The sequence below is a fragment of the Microbacterium xerophyticum genome, from assembly GCF_053543555.1.
This window is the reverse complement of record NZ_JBLVOB010000007.1, coordinates 156,451-158,763: the sequence shown is the minus strand read 5'-3', so window position 1 is coordinate 158,763 and position 2,313 is coordinate 156,451. Positions and strand designations below refer to the sequence as shown.

Here is a 2,313-nt window from a genome sequence, read left to right as displayed (position 1 = left end):
GATCGCGGGGGCGGATGCCGCGGCATCCGCCCCCGCAGTCGCAGTGGTCACTGGACCGCCGCTGCCCACTTCTCGCCGAGCAGCGTGCCGGCGTTCGTCGACTGCTCCTCGGTCGGGACGACGGTCTCGGACGGGACCTCGGGAAGGGCCGCAGCGAGGTCGGCGTCGATCGTGCCGGCCTCGGTCATGGCCTCCATGCGGGCCGGACGTGCGCCGCCCTTGAGCCACAGATTCTGCACGTCGTCGCTGTAGAGGAACTCCTGCCACAGGCGCGCCGCGGCGGGGTTCGGGGCATCCTTGTTGATGGCCTGGTTGTAGTAGCCGGCGTAGCCGACGCCGTCGAGCACCGCGACCTTCCAGTTCTCGTTCTCGGCACCGGCTGCGGCGTTCAGGTAGTCCCAGTCGAAGACGACGGGCGTCTCACCGCTGGTGATCGTGGCGGGGGTCACGTCGACCTTGAGGAAGTTACCGGCCTTCTGCAGCTCGCCGAAGAAGTCGATCCCCGGCTGGAAGTCGTCGAGCGTGCCGTCTGACTGCACGGCCGCGAGGCCGACCGCGGCGAACGCGGCACCTGCCTGCGTCGGGTCGCCGTTGATCGCCACAGCGCCCTTGTAGTCGGCGCCGAGCAGGTCGTCGAGCGAGCCGGGCTCGTCGAACTTCGAGGAGTCGTAGCCGATCGACATGTACCCGCCGTAGTCGCCGACGAAAAGTCCGCTCGGCTCCTTGAGCGCGTCGGGGATCTCGTCCCAGGTCTGGACCTGGTACGGCGCGAACTGGTCTGTGCTGGAGAGCGCGACGGCGAGGCCGAGATCGAAGACATCGGGGGCCGTATCGAGGCCCTCGTTGGTCTCCGCCGCGGTGATCTCCTCAGCGCTGGAGATGTCGGGCGACTGCTCGTTGATCGTGATCTCGGGGTACCACTCGGCGAACAGGTCGAGGATCTCGCCGTAGTTCGCCCAGTCGCGGGGGAGGGCGATGACGTTCAACTGGCCTTCGGCCTTCGCCGCGGCCTCGAGGTCTTCGAACGAGCCGAAGTCTTCAAGCGAGGCTGCGGTCGCGGCATCCGCTGCGCCACCGGCGTCACCGGCGCCGTCGCCGGTGGCGGTGTCCGCCGCGCATGAGGTGAGCGCGAGAGCCGCTGTCGCAGCGAGGGCGATGCCGGCGACGAGTCGCGTACGGCGGGGGATGGTTGCCATGAGGGTCCTCTCGGTGCCCGGCCACGGGTAGGCCGGATTCGGGGTTGCGAGAGGAAACTATTGGGCGCGGGTGACGCACGAACGCGCCGCCGGTGAACGGAACGTGTCCGATCCGTGGCAGGTGGACTCAGACCGCGTATTTGAAGCCGACGTGCGAGCCCGTGTACCCGAGGCGCTCGTAGAAGCGGTGCGCGTCGGTGCGGGCGGCATCCGAGGTGAGCTGCACCATCGCCGCGCCGAGGGCGGGGGCCGCGGCATCCGCCACCCAGCGCATCACCGCCGATCCGATCCCCGAGGAGCGAAGATCGCTGCGCACCCTGACGGCCTCGACGAGCAGCCGGCGTGCGCCGCGGCGCGCCATTCCAGGGATCGAGGTGAGCTGGAGGGTGCCGACGACGTCGCCCTCGAGCTCGACGACGAGAAGGTCGTTCGACGGATCTGCAAGCACCTCGACGAGTGCCGCCTCATACGCCGGTCGATCCTCGGCGGATGCCACGTCGCCGCGCGCCGCGCTGATCGGATCGTCTGCGAGCAGGGCGATCAGAGCATCCGCGTCGGCCGCAGTCGCCCTGCGCAGCACTGCGGGGCCGGTGCGGGAGTCGAACGGGTGGGGCAGAGGCAGCGCTTCGAGCATGCTCTCATCCTCTCAGCCCGCCGCCTCCGTGACGGTTGACACGACTCGGCGCCACCGCCATGGTGAGAGCCATGGATTCGAATCTTCTGTCCGAGCAGATCTTCTCGACGAGCTCCGTCGTCCTCACCGTCATCTACTACGTCATCTACGCGGTCACGATGTGGAAGGTGTTCGTCAAGGCGGGCTACCCCGGCATCCTCGCGCTGATCCCGATCGTGAACTGGGTGTTCCTCGTGAAGATCGCGGGCATGTCGGGATGGTTCGCGCTGCTCTACCTGATCCCGATCGTGAACATCGTCTTCGCGATCATCGTCGCGATCAAGGAGGGGCGCAACTTCGGCAAGGGCGGAGTCTTCTCGTTCTTCCTGCTCTGGCTGTTCCCGTTCATCGGGCACCTCATCATCGGCTTCGGCTCGGCGCAGTACAACAAGGTCACCTGACCCGTCGCGGAGACCCCGGAAACTGACGAGACCCCCCTGCTGC

The 2,313-nt window shown here is 67.8% G+C and carries 3 protein-coding genes; 1 reads left to right on the top strand and 2 read right to left on the bottom strand.

What is annotated here, in order from left to right; all coding sequences use genetic code 11:
* Positions 1-47 precede the first annotated feature (47 nt).
* Both ACNPNP_RS12225 and ACNPNP_RS12220 read right to left on the bottom strand, forming a co-directional pair.
* A complete protein-coding gene (locus ACNPNP_RS12225) occupies positions 48-1,196 on the bottom strand; it encodes an ABC transporter substrate-binding protein (protein ID WP_448966314.1) in 1,149 nt (382 codons plus the stop codon).
* Between the two features lie 127 nt (positions 1,197-1,323).
* Positions 1,324-1,830: a GNAT family N-acetyltransferase gene (locus tag ACNPNP_RS12220; protein WP_448966313.1), complete on the bottom strand. Its 507-nt coding sequence runs from the start codon at positions 1,828-1,830 to the stop codon at positions 1,324-1,326.
* A 71-nt stretch (positions 1,831-1,901) separates the two neighbouring features.
* On the opposite strand from ACNPNP_RS12220, the gene ACNPNP_RS12215 reads away from it, so the two are divergent.
* On the top strand, positions 1,902-2,270 hold the full coding sequence (locus tag ACNPNP_RS12215) for a DUF5684 domain-containing protein (RefSeq protein WP_448966312.1): 369 nt from the start codon (positions 1,902-1,904) through the stop codon (positions 2,268-2,270).
* Positions 2,271-2,313 lie beyond the last annotated feature (43 nt).